The 22205-nt window shown below is 69.2% G+C and carries 20 protein-coding genes; 4 read left to right on the forward strand and 16 right to left on the reverse strand.

All coding sequences use genetic code 11. The features are described from left to right. Positions 1-74: 74 nt before the first annotated feature. The 4 genes from JIN95_RS01020 to JIN95_RS01035 are packed head-to-tail and all read right to left on the reverse strand — an operon-like array spanning position 75 to position 5423. Positions 75-1076 carry a cytochrome b/b6 domain-containing protein gene (locus JIN95_RS01020; protein ID WP_095635376.1) on the reverse strand — a complete coding sequence of 334 codons (1002 nt, stop codon included), beginning with the start codon at positions 1074-1076 and terminating at the stop codon, positions 75-77. Then, entirely contained in the window at positions 1073-1528 is a 456-nt protein-coding gene (locus tag JIN95_RS01025) for a hypothetical protein (RefSeq protein WP_200530272.1), read from the reverse strand. The genes JIN95_RS01020 and JIN95_RS01025 overlap by 4 nt, the downstream gene beginning before the upstream one ends. Next, on the reverse strand, positions 1525-2199 hold the full coding sequence (locus tag JIN95_RS01030; protein ID WP_095635374.1) for a 4Fe-4S dicluster domain-containing protein: 675 nt from the start codon (positions 2197-2199) through the stop codon (positions 1525-1527). Before JIN95_RS01030 ends, JIN95_RS01025 begins: the two co-directional genes overlap by 4 nt. Beyond that, positions 2199-5423, reverse strand: coding sequence for a molybdopterin-dependent oxidoreductase (locus JIN95_RS01035; protein WP_095635373.1), 3225 nt, complete (start codon positions 5421-5423; stop codon positions 2199-2201). The genes JIN95_RS01030 and JIN95_RS01035 overlap by 1 nt, the downstream gene beginning before the upstream one ends. Positions 5424-5853: 430 nt before the next feature. Here JIN95_RS01035 and JIN95_RS01040 point away from each other — a divergent pair, with 430 nt between their 5' ends. Together JIN95_RS01040 and JIN95_RS01045 are read left to right on the forward strand one after the other, a co-directional pair. Continuing rightward, the gene (locus JIN95_RS01040) at positions 5854-8052 is read left to right on the forward strand and encodes a hydrogenase iron-sulfur subunit (protein ID WP_095635372.1); all 2199 of its coding nucleotides are present in this window, start codon (positions 5854-5856) and stop codon (positions 8050-8052) included. Next, positions 8049-8681 carry a molecular chaperone TorD family protein gene (locus tag JIN95_RS01045; protein WP_200530273.1) on the forward strand — a complete coding sequence of 211 codons (633 nt, stop codon included), beginning with the start codon at positions 8049-8051 and terminating at the stop codon, positions 8679-8681. The genes JIN95_RS01040 and JIN95_RS01045 overlap by 4 nt, the downstream gene beginning before the upstream one ends. Before the next feature lie 33 nt (positions 8682-8714). On the opposite strand, the gene JIN95_RS01050 is transcribed toward JIN95_RS01045, so the two are convergent. The 9 genes from JIN95_RS01050 to JIN95_RS01085 form a co-directional block, all read right to left on the reverse strand. Beyond that, positions 8715-8873 (reverse strand): hypothetical protein, encoded by a 159-nt coding sequence (locus JIN95_RS01050; protein ID WP_158224013.1) that lies wholly within the window; start codon positions 8871-8873, stop codon positions 8715-8717. A gap of 149 nt (positions 8874-9022) precedes the next feature. Next, positions 9023-10441, reverse strand: a complete 1419-nt coding sequence (locus JIN95_RS01055; RefSeq protein ID WP_200530274.1) for an IS4 family transposase — start codon at positions 10439-10441, stop codon at positions 9023-9025. 57 nt (positions 10442-10498) lie between these two features. Further along, a complete protein-coding gene (locus tag JIN95_RS01060; RefSeq protein WP_095635370.1) occupies positions 10499-10849 on the reverse strand; it encodes a hypothetical protein in 351 nt (116 codons plus the stop codon). Next, complete coding sequence (locus tag JIN95_RS16385; RefSeq protein ID WP_255521204.1) at positions 10846-10980, reverse strand: hypothetical protein; 135 nt, start codon at positions 10978-10980, stop codon at positions 10846-10848. Before JIN95_RS16385 ends, JIN95_RS01060 begins: the two co-directional genes overlap by 4 nt. After that, positions 10981-11238, reverse strand: coding sequence for a hypothetical protein (locus JIN95_RS01065; protein ID WP_095635369.1), 258 nt, complete (start codon positions 11236-11238; stop codon positions 10981-10983). A gap of 89 nt (positions 11239-11327) precedes the next feature. Continuing rightward, the gene (locus JIN95_RS01070) at positions 11328-12035 is read right to left on the reverse strand and encodes a hypothetical protein (RefSeq protein ID WP_095635368.1); all 708 of its coding nucleotides are present in this window, start codon (positions 12033-12035) and stop codon (positions 11328-11330) included. Beyond that, on the reverse strand, positions 12028-13842 hold the full coding sequence (locus JIN95_RS01075; RefSeq protein ID WP_200530275.1) for an aldehyde ferredoxin oxidoreductase C-terminal domain-containing protein: 1815 nt from the start codon (positions 13840-13842) through the stop codon (positions 12028-12030). The genes JIN95_RS01070 and JIN95_RS01075 overlap by 8 nt, the downstream gene beginning before the upstream one ends. A gap of 79 nt (positions 13843-13921) precedes the next feature. After that, positions 13922-14218 (reverse strand): hypothetical protein, encoded by a 297-nt coding sequence (locus JIN95_RS01080; RefSeq protein WP_200530276.1) that lies wholly within the window; start codon positions 14216-14218, stop codon positions 13922-13924. Between the two features lie 482 nt (positions 14219-14700). Next, on the reverse strand, positions 14701-15699 hold the full coding sequence (locus JIN95_RS01085) for a radical SAM protein (protein WP_200530277.1): 999 nt from the start codon (positions 15697-15699) through the stop codon (positions 14701-14703). Positions 15700-15839: 140 nt separating this feature from the next. On the opposite strand from JIN95_RS01085, the gene JIN95_RS01090 reads away from it, so the two are divergent. Both JIN95_RS01090 and JIN95_RS01095 read left to right on the forward strand, forming a co-directional pair. Next, a complete protein-coding gene (locus JIN95_RS01090; RefSeq protein ID WP_095635363.1) occupies positions 15840-16553 on the forward strand; it encodes a DUF6517 family protein in 714 nt (237 codons plus the stop codon). A gap of 129 nt (positions 16554-16682) precedes the next feature. Beyond that, positions 16683-17789, forward strand: coding sequence for a DUF373 family protein (locus JIN95_RS01095; RefSeq protein ID WP_095635362.1), 1107 nt, complete (start codon positions 16683-16685; stop codon positions 17787-17789). A gap of 36 nt (positions 17790-17825) precedes the next feature. Here JIN95_RS01095 and JIN95_RS01100 read toward each other — a convergent pair whose 3' ends face one another. From JIN95_RS01100 to JIN95_RS01110, 3 genes are all read right to left on the reverse strand, one after another. Continuing rightward, a complete protein-coding gene (locus tag JIN95_RS01100) occupies positions 17826-18866 on the reverse strand; it encodes a hypothetical protein (protein ID WP_095635361.1) in 1041 nt (346 codons plus the stop codon). 112 nt (positions 18867-18978) lie between these two features. Beyond that, positions 18979-20040: a phosphotransacetylase family protein gene (locus tag JIN95_RS01105; RefSeq protein WP_095635360.1), complete on the reverse strand. Its 1062-nt coding sequence runs from the start codon at positions 20038-20040 to the stop codon at positions 18979-18981. Then, positions 20033-22195: an acetate--CoA ligase gene (locus JIN95_RS01110; RefSeq protein ID WP_095635359.1), complete on the reverse strand. Its 2163-nt coding sequence runs from the start codon at positions 22193-22195 to the stop codon at positions 20033-20035. Before JIN95_RS01110 ends, JIN95_RS01105 begins: the two co-directional genes overlap by 8 nt. Between the last annotated feature and the right edge of the window lie 10 nt (positions 22196-22205).

Consider the following 22205-nt stretch of genomic DNA (forward strand, 5'->3'; position numbering starts at 1 on the left):
GGGAAGGCGCTTCTCGAAACGGACTCGACGAGAAGCGAGAACAAGAGAGCGTCGGGCGGAGCGGGCGGCCGGCGTCAGTCCTCGCGCGGTTCGCCGCCGTCGGCGGCGGCCGCCGGGACTTCTTCGGTCTGCCGCTCCTTCTTGTACCGCGCTCGGAGGACGTTGCCGTACATCGACAGCGTCAGTCCGATGAACAGCACGAGGAACCCGGCGTTGATGCCGATCGTCCGCAGGAGGCTCCCCTCGTTGAACGCGAGCTCGCTCGGGACCGGGTAGCCGCCGTACGAGACCGACGAGAGCATCACGCTGACGATGCCGAGCACGGTGAGGGCGCCGACGACGTTGGTCGCCCACCGCCACGACTTCTTCCGGCGGAGCCGCTCGATGCCGGTCGTCTCGTGGTCGTCCGGGTCGCCGTGGAAGTTCGGCGTGTCGTCTTTCGGCAGGAACGCCTTCATCTCGACCGGGAAGAAGGCGGGATGGAAGCCGTGCTCGAAGGTGTGGAACATGACCCCCATCAGCATGATGACGCCGAGCAGCCCGTGGAAGGCGACGAACGCCATCGCCGCCGACTGGGTGTTGTAGATCCCGATGAGCCACGACTTCTGCCAGATGAGCAGCCCGGTGACCATCAGCAACAGGAGCTCGACGGTGAAGATGGCGACGACGCCCTTGCCGATGTACGAGAGCAGGGGCACCTCGTCGGCCTTGTAGCCGGCGAACTGGCGGGCGTTCGGGTGGCGTTCGTCCGCCCGACCGAGGGCGAACTGGACGTCTTGGACGAACGCGTCGACGTCGCCCTTACTCGGTAACAGCGACCGGATCCCGCCGCCGTTCGTCCGGCTCAACAGCATGTACGGCACCCAGAAGCCGGTCAGCGCGATGAGCGCGAAGGCGGCCGCGCGGTGGACCACCAACACCCCGGCGTTTCCGCCCATCAGCTCCACGAGCCACCACAGCTCGGTGTTAAAGGCGACGGCGTAGCCCGTGAAGAAGAGCAGGAACACCGTCAGCGCCAGCATCGAGTGGAATAGGGTCGTCACCCGCGAGAACTTACCGTGGTCGAGGTTCGTCATTCGCGGTCACCTCCCTTCGGTTCGCCGCCGTCGGCGACGGGCGCCTCCGTCTCCATTCCGGTCCCGGCCGGCGGTCGCATCCGGCTCGCGAGCCGGTGGAACGCCGTCCAGTGGATCAGCATCAACAGGAGGATGAAGATCCCCATGACGACGTCCGCGACGTGGATGAAGTCGATCAGGAACGTCAGGACCGTGTTCGTGACGCCGGCCTCCCAGCTGGCGCCGACGCCGCCGCCGCTCAGCGTGGGGTGGACCCGCATCAGCGCCTCGTGCCAGATCCCTTGCGAACTGAAGAACCACACCGACCCGGTCGCCAGCGCGAGGCCGAAGACCGCACAGGCCCAGAAGACGAGCCCGTCGGCGCGGTCGCCGCCGCTCGATGCCCCCGACGCCTCCGTCGTCGCCGGCTCCTCGTCGCTCGTGTCGCCGTCGGTCGGGTCGGGATCGCTCATGCGTCGCTCACCATGTCGGCGTCGTCGCCGAAGATTATCTCTAGGGCGGTGTCGTTGAAGAACGACCCGCTCCCGCGCTGTTCGAGTTCGTCCGCGATGTCGCCGGCGGAGCCGACGAGGATGGCGTCCGTCGAGCACTCCTCGGCGCACGCCGGTCCCTTCCCGGCCTTCTGGCGCGACCGGCAGCCGGTACACTTGTCCATCACGCCGCCGGTGCCGAACACCTCGGAGCTGACGGTCCCCTCGCCGTCCGGGAACTGCGGGGCGCCGAACGGGCAGGCCGACAGGCAGTACTGACAGCCAACACAGAGGTCGTCCGACACCGTCACGAAGCCGTCGTCCTCCTTCTGGAGGGCGTCGGTCGGGCACACCGACACGCACGGGGCGTTCTCGCAGTGGTAACACTGCATCGGGAGGCTGGTCTCCCCGGGGTTCTGTCCCTCCGCGAGGGCCGCCGTCTGGCGGTGGTTGTACCCCTCGTCGCCCTCGCGGCCCTCCAGCATGGTCGATATCTCGATGCGCTGTTCGGTGTTCGGTACGTCCCACGTGCGCTTACACGAGACGACGCAGGCCCCGCAGTCGATGCAGGCCTCCACGTCGGGGAAGATGCGCATCCCCTCGCCCGTGGACATCACGCCGTCGCTCATCCGGTTTTGGTTGTGTGTTGACATTAGTCGTCACCGAAGCTCTCTTGTGCCATGTCCCAGTCGCGCGTGTCGTAGGACTTCTGGCGGCCGATGCCGGCCTCGTCTTGCGGGTAGTCGATGAACTCCATGTCGAGTTCCTCGACGCGCGCCTCCGTCGCCTTCTCCATCACGACGATCCCCGCCTTGGTCTCTTGCATCTGCGTCTCGACGTCGAACCCGGAGGCCGTCACGATGTTCGCCGACTCGCCGATCGCCAGCGGCTTCGTCCCCTCCGGGTAGGCGTCGGCCTGGCTCTGGCCGCTGAAGACCCCGCCCCAGTGGTACGGCAGGAATATCTCCTCGGTGTTCGGGCGCTCCGTCACCTTCGCCTTCACGAGGATCGAGCTCTTCTCCGAGGCGGTCGGGTGGACGATGACGTGGTCTTCGCCGCCGCGGAGGTCCATCTCCTCGGCGACGTCCGGATGGATCTCCGCGTACATGTGCGGCTGGAGATCGGCCGTCAGGGGGTTGTTGCGCGTCTCGGCGCCGCCGCCCTGATGTTCGACCTGTCGCCCCGAGGTGAGGATCAGCTGCTGGGCGCCGTCGGGCATCTCCGCTTGGGCCGACTGCACCTCCTGCATCGCGTTCTCCTGTGTCGTCGCGTTGTTCTGGTCGAGCCGCCAGAAGTTGTGCTGCTGGCCGTTCGCGGGCCACTCCTCGACGAGGTCCGGGCGCGGGCTCTCGATCGGCTCGCGGTGGACCGGGACGGTGTCGAGGAAGTTCCACGCCACCGCGCGGGCCTTGCCGCGTCCCGTCGGCGGGTCCGGCTGGTTGTTGTCGAACTGCGCCCAGAAGTCGAGGTCATGGTCGTGACCGTAGTTCTCGTTGAGCTCCTGTGCCGCGTCGAACGCGGAGCGGTCCTCGCGGAGCGCGTACTCCTGCGGGAGCGACTGCTGGTGCGGCTCGGTCACGTCGTCCGGCAGCGTCGTCGTGAACGCCGGATACTGCGGGACGCCCTCGATGGTGTCGTCCCACCACTCGGGCTCGAAGGGGTCGCGCAGCAGGTCGAGGCCGTCCGCCTCGCCCTCCTCGGCGACCGTCTCGGACATCGGGTACGGCTTGTCGACGCCCATGTCGTCCCACTCGTCGGGCGTGGGGGCCTGCGTCCCCCAGCTGGTCCGGAAGTCGTGGCCGCCGTCGCGCGGGTCGAGCTCGGAGGTCCAGATGATCGGCGTCCCGGGGTGGTCGCCGCCCCAGTAGGGCCACGGCAGCGACCAGTACTCCCCGTCGACCGGCGTGCCCGGCGCGTCGGCGCGGAGCGTGTCGGTGTTGAACAGGTAGTCGTACTCGACGTGCTGTTGGAGCTTCTCCGGCGGCTGCTGGTAGCCGATCGAGCGCGTCCCGAGGTTGATCTCGCGGACGACGTCCTCGTGGGTCGACCGGCCGTTGTAGATCCCCTTCCCGGAGCCCCAGTCGAAGTGCTCGCCGAAGCCGAGCTCGTGGGCCAGCTCCATGAATATCTGGAGGTCCGGCTTGGAGTTGTGCGCCGGCGGCGAGGCGCGCTCGGACCACTGGACCGAGCGGTTGGTGTTGGTCAGCGTCCGGACGTGCTCGTACTGGCTCGACGCGGGCAGTAGCAGGACGTTGTCCTCCTTCGGGAGCGTGCCGGCGACCGCCGGGAAGACGTCGACCACGACCAGGAGGTCGAGCGCCTCCATCGCCTGTCGCTGTTTGTCCATCTCCGAGATGGAGTTCGCCGAGTGGCCCCAGTAGAAGGCCATCTTCACCGGGTCGGGCTGGTAGAGGTCGGACTCGTTGAGCCGGTCGCTCTGGTCGAGCGCGGCCTCGTACCACCGGGCGACGGTCAGCCCCTCGCGGAACATCATGTTGCCCGCGGTGTCCGGCCAGCTCGTGTCCCGGTCGTCGCCCGGGGGCCCGCCGTTGATCTTCTCGAAGAGCTCGTCGTCCATCGTGGCGAAGTAGTCGTCGTGGAGCTCCTCGGCCGTGATCGACCCCGAGGTCCACGGACTCTGGTTCCAGACGTTGGTCCAGTGTTCCCACGACCCCGCGCCGCCGACGCCGTAGTAGCCCGGAAGGATCGACGACTCGACGCCGAGGTCGGTCGCCCCCTGGACGTTGGCGTGGCCGCGCATGACCTGGAGGCCGCCGCCGGAGCGGGCGGCCGACCCCCACCCCAGCGACGCCAGCGCGTACGAGCGGATGTTCTGCGTCCCGTTGTTGTGCTGGGTGCCGCCCATCGCCCACTCGATCTGGATGTTGGGCTGGTTCTCGATCACGAGGTCGCCGATCTCCTGGAGGCTCTCCTCGCTTATCCAGGAGATGTCGGCGACGGTCTCGAGGTCGTACTGGTCGAGCTCGGCGTCGACGTCCGGCCACCCCATCGTCCGCTCGTCGAGCATCTCCTCGTCGAGCTCGCCCTGGTCGCGGACGTACTTGATGAGGCCCATCATGATGGCCACGTCCGTCCCCGGGCGCATCCGGTGGAAGCGGTCGGCGTGCGCCGACGTCTTCGTGTACCGGGGGTCGATAGAGACGATGGTGCCGCCCCGCTTCTGCCCCTCTAAGATGTGCTGCATCACGACCGGGTGCGCCTCCGCCGGGTTCTGCCCGATGATGATGAGGAGGTCGAAGTTCCGGTAGTCGTTGATCGTGTTGGTCATCGCCCCGTAGCCCCACGTGTTCGCGAGGCCGGTGACGGTCGTCGAGTGGCAGATACGCGCCTGGTGGTCGATGTTGTTGGTGCCGAGGAACGCGGAGAACTTCCGGGAGGCGTACGCCGACTCGTTGGAGTGGTGCGCCGATCCCAGCAGCATCACGCTCTCCGGGCTGTACTGCTCGACCGTCTCCTCGTAGGTCTCGGCGATCTCGCTGTACGCCTCGTCCCACGAAATCTTCCGCCACTCGCCGTCCTCCTTCCGCATCGGGTGTTTGAGCCGCCGCTCGGAGTGCTCGGTCTCCAAGATCCCGGCCCCCTTCGAACACAGCGACCCGTTGTTCAGCGGGTTCTCGTGCCACGGCTCCTGGCCGACGAACGCCTCGCCGTCCTTGACGGCCTTGAAGCCGCAGCCGATGGAACAGTAGTTACAGATCACCTTCGCTGTCTCGGCGTCGTCGCCGACGCCGTCCGGTTCCTCCTCCTGTCCGAGGACCTGTCCAGTCGCGCCGCCCCCGAAGGCGACCGCGCCCGCCAGCGCGGAGGCCTTCATGAACGACCGCCTGTCCAGGTCGAGTGTTACGGGCTCGCTCATTGGTTGCCGCTCCGTGTGCCCAACCCCACGTGTCCCGCACGCCGGATCGGCATACAGCATGGGCCCACGACCGTAATCAAAAGAAACTTCCGACAGAACCGGCCAGATCTTCCTGTATTTATGATTATAGTTACTTTTCAGACCGCTGGAACGCGGAAAATCTATTTATAGTATTTAAACCCTCCGACGAAGGGCGATGAATGTGCTACCGATTGGCGCGGATATCGCTCGCGCGCGCCGGCCCGCGATCGGCGGACGCGCGGTGCGAGCGGTGACGCATTCCGAGTCCGGCGCGGGACACTGATCTGTGCCCGGGACAGACCCACGTGCGGGTCGCGGCCCGATCCGTGCCGGCGGTCGCGGCGGTTCTGACCGGATCCGGTTCGGTTCGCAGCAAGCCCTTTGACACTCCGGCCATAACCCGGTTCGCATGAACACGGGGACCTTCGTCTGCTCCTGTGCGGACACCTGCGACGTCGACCTCGCCGAGGCCCGAGAGGGCATCGAGGGGGTCGACGTCGCCGCGAGCTCGCGGATGCTCTGCGGCGACGGCCGCGATGCCATGTCGGCGGTCATCGACGAGCACGACCTCGACCAGCTCGTCGTCACCTGTCCGGAGCCCGGCGTCCAGGAGTCGCTCCGGGAGGAGGCGGTCGACCACGGGCTCCACCCGGACGCCATCGAGTTCGTCGACCAGCGCGAGGGCGCCGGCTGGGTCCACGGCGAGTCCGCCGCCACCGACAAGACCGCGCGACTGGCCAACGCCGCGGCCACCCGCTTCGACCACGAGCCGGTCGAGCGCGTCCACACCCGCGAGGCAGGCGACCGGGTCGCCGTCGTCGGGGACGCCGAGACCGCCGCGGCGCTCGCCGACACGGCCGACGTGACGCTCGTCGCCGACGGCCGGGAGCTGGCCGGCGAGGCGGACCTCGACGAGGTGACCGTCGAGCGCGGCCGCGTCGCCGACGTCTCGGGGCGGTTCGGCGAGTTCACCCTGACGCTCGAGGCCCGCGTCACCGAGGACTGCATCTCCTGTATGGAGTGCGTCCGACGGGGACCCGACGGGATGGTCACGACCAGGCCGGTCGACATCGACCCCGACGCGCCCGACGGCGCGTGGACCGACTGCTGTCCCGTCGACGCCATCGACACCGACGGCGTCGCCCGCGAGCTGGAGGTCGACCAGGTCGTCTACCCCGGCGCCGACGCCGACACCCGCGGTGGTCGGATCGGGTTCTACACGCACGTCGACGCCGGGGCGGTCTCGGCGATCGAGTCCATGCTCGGCGGCTACGAGGGTCCGGACCACCTCGATCTCGACATGGACGTCTGCGCCGCCGGCGAGTCGGGCCAGCAGGGCTGTACCGCCTGCGTCGACGCCTGCCCCCACGGCGCCGTCGAGCGCCCCCGCGTCGACGACGTGGACTTCTTCAAGGAGGCGTGCCGGAACTGCGGCGCCTGCACCAGCTCGTGTCCGACCGGCGCGGTCACGCTCAGCGAGCCCGACAACGAGCGCATCGCCCGACAGGTGGAGGCCCTGCTGCGCCCGACCACGGACGACTCGGGCGGCTGGCTCTTCGACCGCGGCTCGGACGGGATCGAGACGCCCGTCGTCGCGTTCGTCTGCTCGGAGCGCGCCGCCGAGGCGCTCTCCGAGTACGGCCGCCGCTCGCAGATCGGGCCGGGCGTCGAGTACCCGCCGATCCTCCCCGTCCGGGTCAACTGCACCGACACCGTCGGCGAGGCGCACGTCGCCCACGCGCTCGCCGCGGGCGCGGACGGCGTCGCGGTCGTCGGCTGCGGCGACGACTGCCTGCACTCCGGACCGGACCCCAAGGCCGAGTTAGTCGACCGGCTCAACCGCGCTACGACCGACCTCGGCCTCGGCGAGCGCGTCGCCTTCTTCGCGCCGAATCTCGCCGACCACGGGCCGTTCGTCGACGAGCTCGACGCGTTCGTCGAGTCGCTCGACCCGTCGCCCGTCCCCGCCGGCGAACACGAGGCGACGGGGCGGCTCGTCGACCCGGGCGCCGGGAGGGACGGGGCGGGCGCTGCCCTGACCGACGGCGGGATCGCGGCCCAGCCGAGCGGCGGCGAGCGCCCGAACCCCGCGTTCAACAGCCACGACTGGACGTTAGAGAGCGTCCGGACGATCCTCGACCACGTCGACCCCGAGCGGGACGTGATCCGCGGGCTGAAGGACTTCGCGGCCGTCGAGGTGTCCGACGACTGCGCGCTGACGCCGACGTGTTCGAACCTCTGTCCGACCGACGCGCTCCGCCGAGACGGCGCCGAGCTCCAGTTCAGCCACGAGCGGTGCGTCAACTGCGGACTCTGCGAGGAGGGGTGTATGGAGGACGCGATCGAGCTCGATCCGGGGATCCACCTCGACCGGCTCCCGGAGAACCGCGACGGGGAGTCGTGGGAGACGGCCTTCGAGGGCGAGATGCGCGAGTGCGCCAACTGCGGGACGCCCTTCGCCAGCGAGGGCACGGCCAGCAAGATCCAAGAGGAGGTCGGCGGGCTCGTCGAGGGGCTCACCGCCGGCGACGAGAACGTCTTCGACTACTGTCCGGACTGCCGCGTGCGGCTCCTCCACGGGAGCGGCGACGTGGGGGGTGACCGATGAGCCTCGACCAGACCGCCCTCTACGAGACCCGCCTCGAGCTCTCGGGGTTCCTCGTGGACGCCTTCGCCGACTACCCGCCGGAGGAGCTGCTCGAACGGCTGCTCTCGGGCGACTTCGAGGTCCCAGAGCAGGCCGTCTCGGACGACCTCGACGCCGGGTTCGAGCGCCTCCGCGCGTTCGCCGCCGACAACGAGGGGCGCGACGTCGACGCGGTCCGCGACGACCTCGAACGCGAGTACACCCGCGTCTTCGTCGGCCCGCGGCCGCCGGTCCTTCCCCACGAGACGCACTACCGCGACGACACCGACTTCCGCGGCGAGGGGCTCGCGAAGGTCGAGGCCAGCTACGGGGCCGCGGGCTGGTCGCCGCCCGACGACTACCCCGAGGAGAACGACCACATCGCCGTCGAGCTGGCGTTCCTCCGGCACCTGATCGAGCGCCAGCGGGCGGGCGACGAGGAGACGCTGGGGTTCCAGCGCGTCTTCCACGACGAACACCTCTCGCAGTGGATCGACGACTGCGCGCGGGACGTGTTGGACAACACCGACGAGCCGTTCTACGAGGCGGCGGCGTACCTGCTGTCGGGGTACGTCGCCTTCGAGGAGGAGATCGCGAGTCAGATGACTTGACCGGCCGGCTGGGCGTTCGCCGCTTCCGGCGCCCTACTCGTCGTCTTCGTCGTCCTCGGTCAGTCCGAGGTCCATCTCGTCGGGGTCGCGCTGGCCGTCGTTTATCTCGTGGGCCGCGTTGTGCGTCCACGTCTCGTGACCGTTACACCGCTGACAGCCGGTGTCGGGACGCCATCCGCTGTCTTCGTGCATACGACTGTCATACCCGTGCACGGACAAATAGCTTCCCCTCGACCGCGTTTTCTCGGTCCGGCGGCGAGGCGAAACGGACGGGAGCCGACGGCTCACAGAGGCACGAGGCGGAAGCCCACGACTTCAGTCCTGTCTCTTACCCATAAGTCTCAGGAGTGCAGTTCGTATCCCTCCGCCCAGGTCTGAAGTTTCTTGAGACCTTTCCACATCGTCTCCCAACCAGGCGGTGGATCGGAACTTCGGTCAAGGTAGCCACCGATCTTCGCAACCGCAATTGCGTACGCTTGATCCCCATTGTCGGTCAATTCTGGAAATTTCGTTTCCAGAATTGACCGTTCAGTCTCGCTCAGGAGGACATCAGGTGAGTAGTATGTCTCTCCCCGAGCAAGTTCCCGCAACTCCAGCACCTTCCACGCAATTACCGAGTAGACACTCAACAAGACCTCCATACGTTCCCATGTTTCTAGCCGGCGTTCCTCGATTCGGCATCCAGTTTTCAGCACCTTGTGCCAGTCTTCGATCGTCCACCGGGCGCGGTAGGACTCTACCACCCTCAGCGAATCACTGAACGTATCGACCGATTCAGTGGTGAGTAACACCCACTGAATCGGGTCATCTTGTTCTCCAAGTTCGTCGATTCGTACGACGTTTACCTCAACTGGATCCGTATGAGTTGAATCGTTCTTTGGAGGGAGTAACTCACATGAACCGGCTTTGACGAGTAGCTCAGCTTCTCTGGCCTCTCTTCCGCTCCCTTGGTCAATCTCGATAGACGTGCGACCTTGTTCAAGAAGGTCTTCACTCCAGTCAATCAGACGGCCGTCCGTTCCGGACGGCGTCTGAATACACCGGTTCTGATTCGCACGGACGACGAATCCAGCGTCCAAGTCGTCTGTAACTTCGCGGTAGAAGGCAAATGCGTCAGCTCCTCGGTCGTGGATGAATATCGGCCGAACCTCCTCGGCAAGCCAGTCGCTGGCTTGTCTATCTCCCCGAATCCATTTTTCCTGTTCACTCTCTAATTCGACTGGATCGTTCTTTCCATTCGCATCGTGCTTCGTGCTGGCTTGCTGGTCCTCGATCAGCGATTGCTGATCGATGACCCCCGTCATGCGGTGAGTCTGTGGATCAAGTCCAATCGTCGAGTGAACTTTGACGCCTTCAAGATCTGTCTTGGAGTTGCCGATGTCGCCAAGCCCTTCCTTCGACGGATGTCTCGGAAAGACGAGTTCAGTGGTGTCGGAGACGACCAAGAGCTCGTCGTTGTCCTGCACTCGTGACCGTTGTGCTCGCTTATGTGCATCAAGAATCTCGTTCGGATCCACACGCTCGTTGTCGCAAAATCGGTACGTAGCCTTTGTGGAGGCCCAGTCTTCGCACGCGTTTGGGATCGACTCGGCAGGTGCCCTGCCGAGCCGATCTCCGACCTCTATCAATCGCTTCGTAAGCCGTTGGTCACCAAACTCAGCAGACTGGAACTCCTCACGAACCTTGCCAGAGACATCTGTCTCACATCGCTCACTCTCATCGTCTACGTCAGACCGCCGGTTCTGTGAACCACTCTGCATCTTGGCCTCTTTCTCGGCGAACTACAGCGATAGGAGTTGTGGGTAAGAGACAGGACTTCAGTCGTGGGTCACTGACTCCGGCGTGACGGTGTCGGAGTCGAGGAACGCGCCGGCGAAGAGATCGACGTGGAGCCGCAGCACGGTCTCGCGGTCGACGCCGGACGCCTCGGCCTGGGCGTCGAGGAACGCCCGCAGCTCCCCGCTGGGGACGTATCGGATGATCTCCCCCTCCTCGTCGAGCTCGAAGTCGACCTCCTGAGCGCCGGTCGCGAGGTGTTCGATCTCCAGCAGCGCCTGCTCGGCCTTGGCCTCGAGGGCGGCCTCCTCGGTCATCACGCGCTCTTCGGCCCACTGGTCGGCCCCGCGGCGGAACCGTTCCGAGATCGGGACCTCGATCGGGTCGCTCACGAGTTCGGCGCCCCCTCGAAGGCCGGTTCCCACGTCGTGGTCACTCCGCAGTCGGGACACTCGCGTACGACGGGCTCGTCCAGCGGGTTCCCCCGGTCGACGAGCCCGCACTCGGCACACTCGTAGTACATCTACTGCGGCGGCCACTCGTCCGGCGCGGGACCATCTTCGTTCAGCTCGCCGACGAGGGCGATGGCGAACCCGACGAGGGCCAACAGCACGACGGCCCCGACGACGGCGCCGACGCCGTGTTGGCCGATCCACCAGTCGGCGGCTATCGGTCCGGCGCTCGTCGCGACGTTCAGCGCGGTGAGCGCGCCCCATCCGATGAACAACAGCAGTCCTGCCAGAAGCAGTCCGTTCTGCTGGCTCGCGGTTCGAAGACCCATGCCCGTGATATTTCACCACACGGTCTAAAGTGTTCCCCGTGCCGGCAAGCGGTCCGGAACCGCTCGAGCGGCGGGCGACTCCCCCGCGGCTACGCGAGGTCCCAGCCGGCCTTCTCGGCCGCCGTCTCCAGGGGGACGAACTCCCAGCCGGCCGCCTCGGCGATCCACTCGTCGTCGGGCGTCCCGACGACCGCCAGCCGCTCGGCGTGGAACATCGAGGTCTCGTCGACCTCGGCGAGCCGTTCGGCGGGCCCGTCACCCGTGCCGTTGAAGAAGTCGGCGTCGACGCCGTGATCGCGCTGGAACCGCGTGATGACCGGGGCGCTCACGTCGCCGACGATCCCGATCCAGTCGGCCCACTCGCGGGCGGAGGCGACGACCAGCCGCGGGTCGGCGAGCGCGGTCAAGGCGTTGTACGTCAACGCCATCGTCATCTCGTCGGTGCCGCCGCCGTGCGGGCCGCCGCCCATCGGACGGGCGTCGTCGGGCGCCTCCGAGACCGTCGCGCCCGCGCCGGAGCCGCCGCGGTCGGTCGGCACGCCGGCGGGCTTGTCGTCGTTCTCCCGCGGGACTCGCGGGATGGCGCCGGACGGGCTGTCGTCGGCCGCGTCGGAATCAGCCGCGTCGGAATCGGGCGAGTCGGCGGCGACCGAGTCGGTATCGGGCGACCCGCTGCCGGCCGAGTCGGCGCCGGTCTCGTCGCCGTCCTCGCTCCGCTGTAGCCAGGCGTCGCGGTCGGGTCGGGAGTCGTCGTCACCGTCCGTCTCGATGTCGTCGAGGTCGATCCGTTCAGTCATCGTCGTGTCTCGGAGGGTCGTTCTCGGGCGGGGTTCCGACCGGCGTCTCGGCGTCGGCGACCGCATCGAGGTCGAGCCGGGCGAGCGTTTCGGGGGTCGGCAGCCCGTCGCGGTCCCAGCCGCGGGCGGCGTAGTAGGCGTCGAGGAGGCGTTCGAAGGCCGCCGGCTCGACGCGGTCGCCCGCCGCGGGGCCGTCCGTAACGGGCTCGGTCAGGGTGGGCGGGAGTTCGTCCGCCTCGCGGTCGAACCCCTCGCGGGCGTTGAACAGCCGAACGAGGTTCCAGACGCGCTCGCCGGCCAGCCGGAGGGACGCGGCGTCGTGGTCGTAGCCGAGCGCGTCGAACCACTCGGCGCCGAACCCGTCCCACAGCGGCTCGCCGGCGAAGTCGTCCGCGACGAAGCTCCACAGCGCCGACCGAGTGTTCTGCGCGGTCACGACCGCCGCGACCCGGTCGCTCGTCGACGCCCCGTCGGCGACGGCTTCCCACTCGATGGGGCGGGCCCGGCGGTGACAGCCGCCGCGGTCGCTGGTCGCGTACGCCAGCGCCATGCCGACGGCCGCCCGGGGGTCGTACGACGGCAGCTCCATCGACTTGACCGTCGGGATGGCGTCGTCGGTGCCGTAGGCGTCGGCCGCGGCGTCGACGCCCCCGGCGAGCGCGTCGGCGACGCCCGGCTCGCAGGGGCCGGTTCCGCCCGTCGCGATCGCCTCGATGAGCGCGCGGGCGCCCTCGGGGTCGCCGAACGAGACCTCGCAGTCGACGCGGCCGGCCTCGGCCGCGCGGACCGCCCAGGCGACGGCGTTGCCCGCCGAGATGACGTCGACGCCGAGGCGGTCGCAGTGCTCGCCGAGCGCCGCGACGGCGTCGAACTCCGCGACGCCGAGCCCGGCGCCGAGGGTCATCGGCGCCGCGCCGCGGGGGACCGACCGCCCCGCGTCGGTCTCGACCTCGAAGCCGCCGGGAACCTCGCGGTCGGGGCGCTCCCGACCGACCGCGGCGGATCGGGCGGCCTCGATGCCGATGTCGTCGGCCGCCTCGAAGCGGTCGCGCTGCCACCCCTCGGTGGCGAGCGCGCCCACCTCGTTGGCGAAGTCGACGCTCTCGATGGTCTCGCCGGCGGCCTGCCAGCGCCCCGTGTCGCCCTCGGCGTAGGCGCGCTCGTCGCGCTCCCGAAGGGCGGCCAGCGCGGGCGGGACCCCGGGCGGATCGCCGCGGGCCACCACGGCCTTGAGCCGCTTCGACCCCATGACCGCGCCGGCGCCGCCGCGACCGGCGTGGTGGTCGCCCGCGTCGGAGGCGATCGTCGCGTAGGCCACGCCGCGCTCGCCCGCCGGACCGATACAGGCGACGCCCGCGTCCGGGTGGGCCGCGTCGGTCTCGACCGTGTCCGCGCCCCAGGTCTCGGCCGGTTCGACGCGGGCGTCGCCGCCCTCGACGACGATCCGGACCGGCTCGTCGGCGACGCCGGTCACGAGCAGGGCGAGGCAGTCGTCGAGCGAGCCGACCAGGCGGTCCGCGAAGTCGCCGCCGGCGTACGAGTCGAGGAAGCCCCCGGTCAGCGGCGACTTCGTCACCGCGGCGTAGCGCGTCTCGCCCGGCAGGTATCCCGAGAGCGGACCGACGCAGAAGCCCAGCAGGTTGTCGGGGCCGAGCGGGTCGGTCCCCGCGTCGAGCCCGTCGTAGAGGTAGCGGGCACCGAGCCCCTTCCCGCCGATAAAGCGGCGGAGCCACGCCTCCGGAACGCGCTCGCGGGAGACGGTCTCCGAGGAGAGGTCGACCCGCAGGACGCGGTCTCGTTCGGGCATCTCTCCCTCGGTTTAGCGCCGGTACGCAAAAGCGTGACGGCGACCGAGATCTCCGAGGGGCGGGTCGCCCCGACGGGGCTCAGTCCTCGGCCCAGTAGTACAGATCCTCGCGCGGCGCGTCGCAGTTCGGACAGTTCGCGGGGAGCTCGCCGCTGATCTCGCCCATCTCTCCGCACTCCCAACAGCGCCACATCACGTAGGCGGTGCCGAACACGTCGCGCGCCTCGGTGAGCGGCAGCGACTCCGCGCCCGCCGGCGACGAGACGTAGAAGCCGTCGTCGTCGACGCCCCGAACCGTCCCCAGCCGCCCGCCGTCCTCGTCGTATACCTCTTGGCCGATACTCACGTCGGCGAACACGGGTTCTTCGGAGGCCATGCGCGGGGATACGCGCCGGGTCGGTTTAAATCATGGTCCATGTTGACAAGCAACTTTGTGCGGTCGGCGCGCGCCTCCGAGCGCCCTTTTAAGGGCGCGAGTAGGGAGAGACCGAAGGTCTCTCTGACAGCCGGCGGCGACGCCGCCGGCGAGAGCGCGTGCGAGGGAGTCGCTGGCGCCTTATAAGGCGCCAGCGACGAGGCTGGGGAGGCGTGAGGTGCTGTGCGGTGCTGTGCGGGGCGGGACTCGAAGGGGCAGCCGCGAGGCGGGCGCAGGCGACGTAAGGACCGCAACGAGGGAGCGAACAGCGTGAGCGACCGAGTGAGGACCGCAGCGAGCGTGCGCCCGCCTCGCGGCTGGGGCTTCGGCGGTGTTCGTGTTGATCAACGATTTATAAGGGTCACCGTCCAGCCGAGCGGCTGGGGCTTCGGCGGTGTCCGTGTCCCTCAGCGATTTATAAGGGTCTCCGAGCCGCTCCGCGTCTACGCGACCGGCGTGCGCTCGACGACCGTGCCGTTCACGGTCGGGTACTGCTCGACGATCTCACCCTCCGCCAGGTCGCCGTCCTCGACCATCTCCTCGAGGAGCCACCACGCGACCTCGACGTGGTCCGACTTCACGGTGTAGAACTCCTCGGGAACGCCGAGCGCCTCGAAGCGCTCGGGGTCGGCGAACGCCTTCCCGTAGACCAAGGTCCCGTCGTCGGTCACCTCGTCGAACTCCCGGCGGATGTTCTTCGCCATCCGCTTCAGCCGGTTCCGGTGTTGGGCGGCGTCTTTGAACACCGAGGTACAGAAGTACACCTTCTCGTGGCTCGCCATCTCGGAGACGATCGCGTCGTCCTTCGACCCCTCGACGGCGGACATGTGCCCCTCCTGCAGCTCGAAGCCCTCCTCCTGCATCCGGCGGTAGTTCCCGTCGGACATCTCGAACTCGTTGATGTTACAGAACTCCGCGGCGCCCTCGTCCAAGAACTCCAGGAACTCCGGCTCCGCGCGGATGCCGGGGATCTCGAAGGCGGGGGTGAGCCCCTCCTCGCGGGCGATGTGGAGGATCTCCTCCCACTCGGTGCCGTGCATGTCGCCCCACACCTCCAGCGGCGGGTGGAAGCGGATCTCGTCGAGGCCGGCCTCCGAGAGGCGGCGCATGTTCTCGCGGCCGCCCGTGATACCCGTGTACAGGTGGGTGTGGTGGTCCTCGCCGAACTCGTCTTTCAGCAGTTCGAGGTACCGACACGTCTTCGCCATCGCCTCCTGCGGCTCGCCGCCGGTGATCGAGGTGCCGAGCGCGCTCATGCGCTTGGCCTCCGCGATCACGTCCTCGTCGGACTCGACCTTCCGCTCGTTGGCGTACACGTCGGTGACGTTCTTCCGGTTCTCTCCGAGGGGGCAGTAGAAGCAGTCCCGCTGGTCGCAGTAGCCGTAGACGAACAGCACCATCTTCCCGCCCTTGGCGCACTGTTCACAGCCCTTGGAGATCATCTACCCCCTCCTACCGGCTGCGGCCTCAAAAAGCGTCCGAACCGCGCGTTTCCGGGTGATACGTTGTCACGGGGGTCAAATCGGTCGGGACGAACATACGAACACAAAGTATGTACCCCCGCCGCCGGGACGGATGGGGTATGAAGCCCGAGCCGCGTTCCGACGCCGCCGCGGAGGACCGCACGGGAACCGCCCCGACCACCCGCCGCCGTGCGCTCGCGCTCGCCGGCGCGGTCGGCGCCGCCGGCCTCGCCGGCTGTACCGCCCTCGACGTCGTCACCGGCGACGAGCCCGCGGAGTTCTCCTCGGGCACGGCGACGGTCGCCGACGCGACGCTCTCCGAGACGGGGTACGAGCTCAACGACGTGAGCGAAGAGACTGTCTCCCGGGAGGTCGAGGCCGCCGGACAGACGCGCGAGGTCCGGGTGACGAACACCATCGCCGAGTACGACAAGGCCGTCGAGCTGTTCGGCGAGCGGTACCAGGCGGCGGTCTTCGCCGCGCTGGCGACGCCGCGGGTCGAGGTGCTCGGTGAGGCGTTCAACCCGGTCGGCGAGCTCGACGCCGACGAGCGCGCAGAGCTGATCGCGGACCGGTACGAGGGCGTCAGCGACCTCGAACGCGGCTCCGAGTACACCACGGCGGTACTCGGCGCGGACACCGGTGTCGTCGTGTACTCGGCCGACGGCGAGATCGAGGGAACCGGCGTGAGCGTCGAGCTCGAGTTCCACATCGCGGAGACGGTCGAGGTCGGCGACGACTACGTCCTCCCGCTGGCCGCGTACCCCGAGTCGTTCGGCGACGGCGAGAACGTCCGCGCCATGATGAACGGGCTCGAACACGAAGAGGCGTAGCGACGCGATCGAGCCGCGGGGCCGACGGATCCCCCCGACCGTCTGCCGTGCGAGACGGTGCGGTCGACGGATCTGCGACGACCGGGCCGAGCCGAAAACATATGCCGACCCCTCGCGTAGACTCCGATAATGCTGCTCGTCCTCTGCGTCGACCTCGACGACGACCTCGGCCGGAAGACGGGGATCCCCACCCCCGTCATCGGCGCGGACGAGGTCACCGAGGCCGCGGTCGCGCTCGCGACCGCCGACCCGGAGGACTCCGACGTGAACGTCCTCTTTCAGGGCGTCAACGTCTACGACGAGCTGGCCGCCGGCGGCGAGGCGGTCGAGGTCGCCGCGGTCACCGGCGTCGACGGCTCCGACGTGCGGGCGAACCGCGCGGTGGGACAGGAGGTCGACCGCGTGCTCGCGGAGCTGTCGACCGGCGAGGAGGTGTCGGCCGTCGTCATCACCGACGGCGCGCAAGACGAGTCGGTGCTCCCGGTGATCCGGTCGCGGATGCCGATCGACGGGATGCGCCGCGTCGTCGTCCGCCAGGCGCAGGACCTCGAGTCGCTCTACTACACGATCAAGCAGGTGCTCGCGGACCCGGAGACCCGCGGCACGATCCTGGTGCCGCTCGGCGTGCTCCTCCTCATTTATCCGCTCGTCGTCGTCGCCAACCTGTTCGACGTCGCCGGCGCGGCGGTCCTCGGGATCCTCTCGGGGATCGTCGGGCTCTACTCGCTGTTCCGCGGGCTCGGGCTCGAAGACACGGTCGACGGCGTGGCCGCGTCCGTGCGCAACGTGCTCTACACCGGGCGGGTGACCCTCGTCACCTACGTCGTCGCGCTCGCGCTGATCGTCGTCGGCGGGGTCCAAGGGATGGAGACGGTCGAGACCGTCCGCGGGGTCCGCGGCGGCGTCACCGCCGGCGTCGCGCTCGCGGCGTTCGTCCACGGGTTCGTCCAGTGGCTCGCGGTCGCCGGGGTCACCTCCAGCCTCGGCCAGATCACCGACGAGTACCTCGCGGGCCGGTTCCGGTGGCGGTACCTCAACGCGCCCTTCTACGTCCTCTCGATCGCGGTCGTGCTGTACGCGGTCTCCGGGTTCTTCCTGCCGGCCGCGCCGGGCGTGACCTCGCTCGGGCTCCCCGACCTCGCGATGGCGCTCGCGGCCGGGACGCTCACCGCGGTGTTGAGCACGCTCGCGTTCGCGGTCGCGGAGTCACAGCTCCCGTCGGCGGATCCGGCTTGAAAAGGTGACGACGCGGGCGACTGTCCCCCGACCGGCTCACCGCGGCGTCCACTCCTCGCAGGCGTCCATGTCGTCCATCAGCTCGTCGTAGTGACCGCAGTACGGCTGCATCCCCTGCTCCGTGCGGACGTAGTCGAACTGCGCGCAGTTCCCGCAGTAGGTGTCGCCCGGGCCGTCGCGCGCGGCGGGCGAGACGCCGGGAGTGACCGGGCCCTCGGGTCCGGACGGGCCGTCGGAACCGCTCCCGTCGCCCGCCCCGTCGAGCGGGGACCGGATGTCGCTCGCGGTCGCGCCGCCGTCGCTCACGCCGGCGGGCCGGCTCTTCCCGCTCGATCGCGATCCGCCGGACGATCCGGTCGACCCGGACGCTCCGGCGGATCCGGATGGGGGAGACGATCCGGTCGGACCGGTCGACTCGGACGGGACCGACCCGGATCGCGAGCCGGAACCGGCACCGGAGCCGCTCCCGCCGCGCCGGTTCGTCTGCGTCTCCACGTCGCCGTCCGGCGTGCCCCCGAGCAGGCCGACGCCGCCGCCGCGGTTGAGCTCGGCGCGGTCGACCTCGATCACCTTCGTTTCCCCCTTGTGGGTCACCTCCATCGTGACGGTGCCGCCGGGGTCGTTCCGGGTCTTGAAGTTGGCGACGCCGACGAACACGCTCCACAGCGTCGTCGCGGCGCCGGCGAAGTACAGGCCCGCGGTCGGCAGCGTCAGGTCCGTCAGCTCGGGACGCGGGCCGCCGACCCAGTGGTACGGGTAGGCGTATGCGAACAGCGCGACGCCGAGACACATCACGCCCGCCCCGACGACCGCGGCGACGCGGGTGTTGCGGTCCGCCGGGAGGACGGTCATCACGCCGAGAAACACCAGGGGGACGCCCACGCCACCGAGTACGCCGCCGAGACGCCTCGCTTCGCCGGAGCTGTAGCCGCTCGGGAGGACGACCTCCGCGGCTACGAGGAGTCCGGCGACGAGGAGCAGCGTTCCGGCGACGAACGAGCCCACGCCCAGGTACAGTCGGCGCGGGTCGACCTCGGAGCGCCCCCGTCCGCCGTACGCCTCCGAGAGACTGGTCATACGCGCCCTACGTCGTCCTCCCTGAAAACAGTATGTCAGACGTTCGCCCGCGGCGCGGGACGGAACGGGGATCGGGCTGGGGGATCTCCCTCGCTCGGCGGCCGGCTCCGACTCAGACCAGCGCGTCCACGTCGACGTGCGCGTCGAGCAGCTCCGCCATCCGGTCGACGGTGCGCGCGTCGCGGGTGCGGCCGCCGCGGACGACCTCCTCCGCGCGGTCGATCGCGGTGACCGTGTCGGTGTTCACCGCGAGGACGGGCTTGCCGGCGTCGGCCGCCTTCCCCAAGACGGCGCCCGAGGGGCGGTGGCCGCCGGTCAACACGAGGCACGCGACGCCGGAGGCCTCGAGCGCCGCGGTCTGGACGTCGGCGCGGTCGCCGCCGGTGATGACGGCGGCGTCGCGGGCGCGCCGGAAGTACCGGAGCGCCTCGTCGCCGCCCATCGCGCCCACGAGGAAGCGCTCGACGAAGCCGTCGGTGGGGGCGTCGGTGAGCAGCTCCGCGCCGAGCTCGTCGGCGAGCTCGCCGACGGTGACGCCGGCCAGCTCCTTCTCGTGGGGGAGCGCGCCGAACACGGTGATCCCCTTCGACTCCAGGAACGGGATCCCGTCCTGGTCGAGCGACTCGAACGCGTCGTCGGAGACCTTGTTGAACACGACGCCGGCGAGCCGGTCGCCGAACGCGTCGGCGGCCGCCAGCACCTCGTCGAGGTCGTTCGGCGAGTCGTAGCCGGCGACCAGCACGACCCGCGCGTCGAGGAGCTCCGCAACGTCAACGTCGGTGAGGTCGACGACGCCGCCGGTGGTCCAGCGACCGCCGCCCTCGACGAACATGTGGTCGCGGTCGGCGGCGAGCTCCTCGTACTCCTCGCGGATCCGGTCGCGGAGCGCGTCCGCGTCCTCGGTGCCGCGGATCGCGCCCTCGACGAACGTCGGCGAGTAGACGACGGGCTCCATCTGGTGCATCTCGGCGTCGAGGTCGAGCACCTCGCGGGCGAGCATGGGGTCCTGATCGAGCGTCTTGCCGACGTTCGACTGGAGCCGCGTCCCCTTCGGTTTCATGTAGCCGACGCTGCGGTCGCGGTCGGCGGCGAGCCGCGCCAGGGCGACGGTGATCGCTGTCTTTCCGGCGCTGTCTCCGGTCGCGGTGACGAGTGTGGTGGTGGTGTCAGACATTGTCGAGTTCCTCCGTGTCAGGTTCGGCCGCGTCGGGGTCGTTCGAGTCGAGCTCCTCCGGGTCGACGGTGAGTCTCACGTCGACGGCGGCGGCGTTCGTGTCGCCGTCGCCGTCGGGCAGTGCGACGAGCGGGTTGATATCGAGTTCCAAGATCGCCGGGAAGTCGGTGACCAGCTGCGAGAGCCGGCCGATCGTCTCGACCACGGCGTCGACGTCGACCGGGTCGCGGCCGCGGGCCCCCCTGAGGAGCGGGGCCGACTGGATCTCCTCGGTCATCTCGCGGGCCTCCGGCTCGGAGACGGGGGCGACGCGGAAGGTGGTGTCCTCCATCACCTCCACGAAGATCCCGCCGAGCCCGAACATCAGCAGCGGACCGAACTGCGGGTCGCGGTTCATCCCGACGATCGTCTCGACGCCGTCGTCGAGGTCGACCATCTCCTGGACCTGCACGCCGAGCACGGTCGCGTCCGGCTGGTAGTTGCGCGCGCGGGTGATCAGGTCCTCGTAGGTGTCGGCGACCTCGTCGTCCTCGACGCCGACGGCGACGCCGCCGATGTCGGACTTGTGCAGGATGTCGGGCGAGACGATCTTCATCACCACGCCGCCGTCGATGTCGGCGGCGACCTCGCGGGCGCGCTCCGGCGAGTCGACGATCTCGCCGGCAGGCGTGGGGATGCCGTAGGCGTCGAGCAGCTCCATCGCCTCGACGCCGAGGCGGTTGTCGTCGCGGTCGCGCACCGTCCCGAGGATCTCGCGGGCGCGCTCGCGGTCCACGTCGAACGACATCGGGTCGGCGTACTCGCGCGCCTTGATGTCGCGGTACTCCGCGAGCGTCGCGAGGCTCTCGATCCCGCGGGCGGGGTCGAAGTAGCAGGGGATCCCCTCCGCCTGGAGCTTCTGTTTCGGCTCGCGGGTCCGGTCGCCGCCCATCAGGCAGGCGGCGACGGGCGCGTCCATCTCGTCGCTCACCTCGCGGACCGCGTCCGCGAGCTCGTCGAAGTCGATCGTCGCGGTCGGCGCGGCCAACACGAGGGCGGCGCCGACGTTGTCGTCGGCGACGGTGATCTCCAGCGCCTCGCGGAAGCGCTCCACGTCGGCGTCGCCGATCACGTCGACCGGGTTGTGGATGTTCGCCTCCTCCGGCATCGACTCGGCGAGGGCGTCGCTCGTCTCTCCGGTGAACGAGGCCATGTCGAGGTCGGCGTCGCCGACGGCGTCGGTCGCCATCACGCCGGGGCCGCCGGCGTTGGTGACGATCGCGACGCTGTCCGTGTCGGGGAGCGGCTGGCTCCCGAGGATGCCCGCCGAGTCGAACAGCTCGTCGACCGACTCGGCGCGGATGACCCCCGCCTGGTCGAGGCCGGCCTCGTACGCCTTGTCGGAGCCGGCGAGGGTGCCGGTGTGCGAGGAGGCGGCCTGCGCGCCCGCGCTGGTCCGGCCCGACTTCACGGCGACGATCGGGGTGTCTTGGGTCGCCTCGCGGGCGGTCTCGATGAACTCGCGGCCGTCCTCGATCCCCTCGAGGTAGCCGATGATCACGTCGGTCTCCTCGTCGTCGCCCCAGTGGTCGACGAAGTCGGTCTCGTCTAAGACCGCCTTGTTGCCCAGCGAGACCACGTCTTTGAAGCCGATCCCGTTGTCGTTGGCCCAGTCGAGGACCGCGGTGACGAACGCCCCGGACTGGCTCATGAAGGAGAGCCCGCCCGGCAGCGCGTTCTCCGGGCCGAACGTCGCGTTCATTCCCGAGGGCGTCGACATGATCCCCAGGCTGTTGGGGCCGACGAGGTCGAGGTCGTACTCGTCGGCTAGCTCCGCGAGGCGCTGCTCCCTCGCGGCCCCGTCCTCTCCCGTCTCGCCGAACCCGGCGGTGATCACGACGACGTTCCGGACGCCGGCCTCGCCGCACGCCTCGATCGCGTCCAACACGATCGACGGCGGCACGACGATCACGGCGACGTCGGCGTCGGCGTCGCCCACCTCGTCGACGCAGGGCGTCCCGAGCACCTCGTCGTAGTTCGGGTTGACGGGAACGGTGTCGCCGTCGAAGTCGTCGAGCAGATTCGACGTGACGGCGCGACCGACGGCCCCCTCTCGGGTGGTCGCGCCGACCACGGCGACCCGGTCCGGGTCGAACAGATCGTTGAGCGTACCCATCGGTACGTGA

It is taken from the genome of Halorubrum sp. LN27, from assembly GCF_016635065.1.
In the GTDB taxonomy this organism is placed as follows: Archaea; Halobacteriota; Halobacteria; order Halobacteriales; family Haloferacaceae; genus Halorubrum; species Halorubrum salipaludis.

What these genes read in the sequence shown, in the direction of transcription:
- JIN95_RS01105 (WP_095635360.1), bottom strand. Translation starts at nt 20,040, where the DNA reads ATGTCTGACACCACCACCACACTCGTCACCGCGACCGGAGACAGCGCC.
- JIN95_RS01075 (WP_200530275.1), bottom strand. Translation starts at nt 13,842, where the DNA reads ATGCCCGAACGAGACCGCGTCCTGCGGGTCGACCTCTCCTCGGAGACC.
- JIN95_RS01055 (WP_200530274.1), bottom strand. Translation starts at nt 10,441, where the DNA reads ATGCAGAGTGGTTCACAGAACCGGCGGTCTGACGTAGACGATGAGAGT.
- JIN95_RS01090 (WP_095635363.1), top strand. Translation starts at nt 15,840, where the DNA reads ATGAAGCCCGAGCCGCGTTCCGACGCCGCCGCGGAGGACCGCACGGGA.
- JIN95_RS01070 (WP_095635368.1), bottom strand. Translation starts at nt 12,035, where the DNA reads ATGACTGAACGGATCGACCTCGACGACATCGAGACGGACGGTGACGAC.
- JIN95_RS01065 (WP_095635369.1), bottom strand. Translation starts at nt 11,238, where the DNA reads ATGGGTCTTCGAACCGCGAGCCAGCAGAACGGACTGCTTCTGGCAGGA.
- JIN95_RS01050 (WP_158224013.1), bottom strand. Translation starts at nt 8,873, where the DNA reads ATGCACGAAGACAGCGGATGGCGTCCCGACACCGGCTGTCAGCGGTGT.
- JIN95_RS16385 (WP_255521204.1), bottom strand. Translation starts at nt 10,980, where the DNA reads ATGTACTACGAGTGTGCCGAGTGCGGGCTCGTCGACCGGGGGAACCCG.
- JIN95_RS01095 (WP_095635362.1), top strand. Translation starts at nt 16,683, where the DNA reads ATGCTGCTCGTCCTCTGCGTCGACCTCGACGACGACCTCGGCCGGAAG.
- JIN95_RS01080 (WP_200530276.1), bottom strand. Translation starts at nt 14,218, where the DNA reads ATGGCCTCCGAAGAACCCGTGTTCGCCGACGTGAGTATCGGCCAAGAG.
- JIN95_RS01040 (WP_095635372.1), top strand. Translation starts at nt 5,854, where the DNA reads ATGAACACGGGGACCTTCGTCTGCTCCTGTGCGGACACCTGCGACGTC.
- JIN95_RS01020 (WP_095635376.1), bottom strand. Translation starts at nt 1,076, where the DNA reads ATGACGAACCTCGACCACGGTAAGTTCTCGCGGGTGACGACCCTATTC.
- JIN95_RS01025 (WP_200530272.1), bottom strand. Translation starts at nt 1,528, where the DNA reads ATGAGCGATCCCGACCCGACCGACGGCGACACGAGCGACGAGGAGCCG.
- JIN95_RS01110 (WP_095635359.1), bottom strand. Translation starts at nt 22,195, where the DNA reads ATGGGTACGCTCAACGATCTGTTCGACCCGGACCGGGTCGCCGTGGTC.
- JIN95_RS01030 (WP_095635374.1), bottom strand. Translation starts at nt 2,199, where the DNA reads ATGTCAACACACAACCAAAACCGGATGAGCGACGGCGTGATGTCCACG.
- JIN95_RS01100 (WP_095635361.1), bottom strand. Translation starts at nt 18,866, where the DNA reads ATGACCAGTCTCTCGGAGGCGTACGGCGGACGGGGGCGCTCCGAGGTC.
- JIN95_RS01085 (WP_200530277.1), bottom strand. Translation starts at nt 15,699, where the DNA reads ATGATCTCCAAGGGCTGTGAACAGTGCGCCAAGGGCGGGAAGATGGTG.
- JIN95_RS01035 (WP_095635373.1), bottom strand. Translation starts at nt 5,423, where the DNA reads ATGAGCGAGCCCGTAACACTCGACCTGGACAGGCGGTCGTTCATGAAG.
- JIN95_RS01045 (WP_200530273.1), top strand. Translation starts at nt 8,049, where the DNA reads ATGAGCCTCGACCAGACCGCCCTCTACGAGACCCGCCTCGAGCTCTCG.